Raw genomic sequence first — 4,125 nt, 5'->3', positions numbered from 1 at the left:
TAACCTCAGAAGGACAAGTCCATGCAAATGAAACAATCCTTGTATAACCCCACCAGGGGAGAGATCCTTCGACTCCAGAGCCTAACGGCTCTTCCGCTCAGGATGACGGGGAGAGGGTGGGACCCACCAGGGTTATACCCATTCGACTACGGGTGTCGGTAAACCACCACCCTCCGCTCAGGGTGACAGTCTTCCTCTGGAACTTTTATAGAGAACACCCTCCCAACTGCCGTCACCCTGAGCGAACAAAGTGAGTCGAACGGGTATAACTTCAGAAGGTCAAGTCTAGGCAAGTGAAATAATCCGTATATAACCCCACCAGGGTTATACCCATTCGACTACGGGTGTCGCTAAACCTCCACCCTCCACTCAGGGTGACAGTCTTCCTCTGAAACTTTTTTAGAGGACACCCTCCCAACTGCCGTCACCCTGAGCGAACGAAGTGAGTCGAATGGGTATAACCTCCGAAGGTCAAGTCTAGGCAAGTGAAACAATCCTTGTATAACACCACCACCCCACACCCCCAACCCCAAAACAATATATCACCAATATTACAAACCATCACGCCAAACCCCACCAGGTCATCCCGAGCGAAGTCGAGGGATCTCTTCCATCCCCACTCCCCACGCCCCCAACAATATATCAACAATATTACAAACCATCACGCCACTGTAATATAAATGTAATTTTACTTTTACCGCCATTAGTGTATAATAATAAGTACAAAGAGGAACAATGACAACTGAATAACTAAACAGATTGTCACCTCTTCATGCAATGTAGAAAGACATTGCGACAGAAGCTTAAAGCTTTTGTAGATTCTACAAAAATCTTAAGGAGGTCGAAAGACAATATGAACAAAAAATTTCTTTCACTAGTACTAGCATTAGTTATGGTACTAGGCACACTAACACCTGTCTTCGCTGAAGAAGCAGCTCCAAAAGATAAGATCGAAAAAGCAGCTAAGACTGCACCATCAGCTAAAGTACAATGGCTAGTTGATGAAAAGATCGTATCAGGAAGAAAGCTTTTCAAAGACGGTGACGAAAAGACAGATTTATCTCTAGATAAAAATCTTCAAAGAGATGAAATCACTAGACTATTAGTATTAGGAAAAGGACTAGAAAACCTAGCTAACCTAGTACAAGGAACTATGAGACCATACGTTGACGTTGACAACTCAAACTGGGCAAACGGCGTTATCACAGTTGGATCATACCACCTAAAGAACACTCAAGGCGTACCAATGCTAGCTGGATACCCAGGAAATAAATTCCTTCCAACTAGAAACGTATCTTACGCAGAACTTGCTAAGATGCTTGTATGTCTAGTAGACAACACAATCACACCAAAAATGGTTGCAAACTTCCAATGGCCATCTGACTGGATGGTTAGAGCAGCTAACCTAGGAATCCTTGCAGGAGTTGAAGTTAAAGACTCAAAGGCATTCGTAACTAGACAAGCAGCTTTCGAAATGCTTTACAACGCACTATATCTATATGACACAGCTCACCACGTAGACTACGGTACTAAATTTGGTGTTGTTTCAGGATATGCAAATGGCGAACTTAGACTTAACCAAGGCGACAAAGCATTCACAGTTAAACTTAATGCAAACACTGTATATGTAAATAACAGTGGATACGTTGGATATCTTCCACTTCTAGAACTTAACAAAACTAACGGACTTTACATCGGTTCTTTAGTAAGAGTAGTTGCTGACAAAGACGGAAACGCAACTCACATCGTAGAACTTGGTAACCCAGTAGATGGAGCTAGAACAGAAGGTAACAGATGGTACGGAGTAGCTGATAAAACAGCTCAAGGCTATGCAAAAGTTACTAAAGACGACATCAAAGTTTATGCTAACGCATTTATTGTAAACGACAAAAACTTTAAAGCAGCAGAAAATCTTTTCAACGGAGCGCAAGTAACACCAGTAGTAGCAAACTTTACTTCTAACACAAGATTCTTCGTTGCTGACGCATACAGAAATCAATTAACAGAAGTTAAAAAAGCAACTGCACTAGATTTACTAGTTAAAACTAAGAATGGATTCACTCCAAACGTATACGTTGGATATGATGAATTAGCTAAGGGAATTACTGGAAGAGAAACTACTGAAGCTAGAATAGTTGTATTTAACATGGTTAACAGAGAATACAAAGATGACCTACTTGTAAGAGTAACTCAACCATCAAACGGACTTTACAACCTATATGCAGAAAACACTAAAGGCGAAGTAACTGAATATAGCTTAAGAAGATATGCAGGAGCTATGCCAGGATTCGAAAGACCAAACGGAATTGGTAGCACTAACACAGCTGGATACCACGGACAATTCGAAAAATTCAACGTACTTGCTCTAGATCTTAACAAAGATACTAAAGAAGTATTCAGAAGTGGTCTAGTAATTGACTACAATAACGATCCATCATTCAAGATTGTAAAAGTAGAACGTGATCACGGACAACTTACTCTATTAACTCTTGAAGGACAAAATGGAGTTAGAATTCCACGTGTAAGAGTAGACCTTAACAAGGTAGCTATTTTCACTGAAGGGCTATGGAATGAAAGAGATCTAGAAAACAACTATATTCAAATCTCTAAAGAAAACCTTGGTGGAGATAAAGATAACGGATTCTTTATTAAAGATTTCGTAATCAACGATGTAATTTCTATACTAGATCATCCACAAAACTTAGCTAAGATTGCTCCAAACTATGGACAAAACAAACTAGAAATAACAGTTCAATTCACTAAACCAGTTGAAAATGATAAGGGAGATTGGAGAATTAAGGCTGGAGACGTTAAATTTAACACTCCACTTGATAAATACGCTCAATCTCTAGTACCAGGAGCAGAAGGATACTACTATCTATCAGTAAATGATGCAGCAGCAGTAAACGCAGCTCTAGAAGCTAATAAAGCACCTGTAACATTCACTGGAACTATCGTAGTTAACAGACCAGGACAAGAAGTTCGTCTTGACATTGACAAACTAATTGCACCAGAAATTACACTTCCTGCACTTACAGAAAACACAAAAGCTGACCTACAATTAACTGATGGTAAAAAAGTTGCAGATCTTAAAGAATTAGATGCTACTCAACTTGGAAAAGTTAAAACTGCACTTGATACAGCTGATGGAACTAGAAAGTTCAAAGTTGAAAACAGCGGAAACAAAGACGGAATGTTAAAAGTTACTGAAATGAATTCAGCTGACAATGCACCAATGGAAAACAAAGTTCCAACAACAGTTAAAATTGTTGATGTTGCAAAATAAGATTAATATCTTAAAATAAAAAATCGAGGGAAACCTCGATTTTTTTATGCTTATTTTTAGAAAAAGGCGGCCAGATTCCGCCTTTTTCATTATTTACATAAGTTTTTGATTTCTTTATAAACTGCTAAAACTAGGTACATAATAGCCAAGGCTACGTTAATGTCTAAAGTTTCTGCCGATATGATTTCTTGCAGAATTATTAGCAAAGCTAGAATTTCTAGAAATTTTGTCATATTTTTTCACATCCTCTCTTTGCATGGATAAAAATCCACATGTGTTATATGCTTGATTCTTTATTCGGAAAAAATTGCCTTTTCTTCCCACGGTTATAAACTCCAAAAACGCAAAAAAAACTCTTGCCATAACTGACAAGAGTTTTTAAATTTATATTTATTTTTATGTAAATTTCTTTTCTTTAGATATTTATTTGTAAGATCCTTCGAAGGTCAAGTTTATACAACTGAAATCATCCATACATAAACCCACTAGGGTTATACCCATTCGACTACGACGGTTCCGCTTTGCTTCACCGTCTCCGCTCAGGGTGACCGCCTTCATTAGGTTTTTGAAAGTGAAACAATCCGTACATAACCCCACTATGGTGACTGTCTTCCTCTGGAACTTTTATAGAGAATACCCTCCCAACTGCCGTCACCCTGAGCGAACGAAGTGAGTCGAACGGGTATAACTTCCAAAGGTCAAGTCTAGGCAAGTGAAACAATCCGTACATAACCTCACCAGGGGAGAGATCCTTCGACTCCAAAGGCTACTGCCTTTTCCGCTCAGGATGACGGGGAGAGGGTGGGACCCACCAGGGTTATACCCGTTCGACTACGACG

At 39.4% G+C, this 4,125-nt stretch carries 1 protein-coding gene; it reads left to right on the top strand.

What is annotated here, in order from left to right:
- Positions 1-853 precede the first annotated feature (853 nt).
- The gene (locus tag HMPREF1252_RS09245) at positions 854-3,286 is read left to right on the top strand and encodes a hypothetical protein (RefSeq protein WP_023059459.1); all 2,433 of its coding nucleotides are present in this window, start codon (positions 854-856) and stop codon (positions 3,284-3,286) included.
- Positions 3,287-4,125 lie beyond the last annotated feature (839 nt).

Origin of the sequence: Peptoniphilus sp. BV3AC2 (genome assembly GCF_000478945.1) — a bacterium.
GTDB classification, from domain to species: domain Bacteria; phylum Bacillota; class Clostridia; order Tissierellales; family Peptoniphilaceae; genus Peptoniphilus_B; species Peptoniphilus_B duerdenii.
The sequence above is the reverse complement of the archived record's forward strand: the minus strand, read 5'-3'. Positions and strand labels throughout refer to the sequence as shown.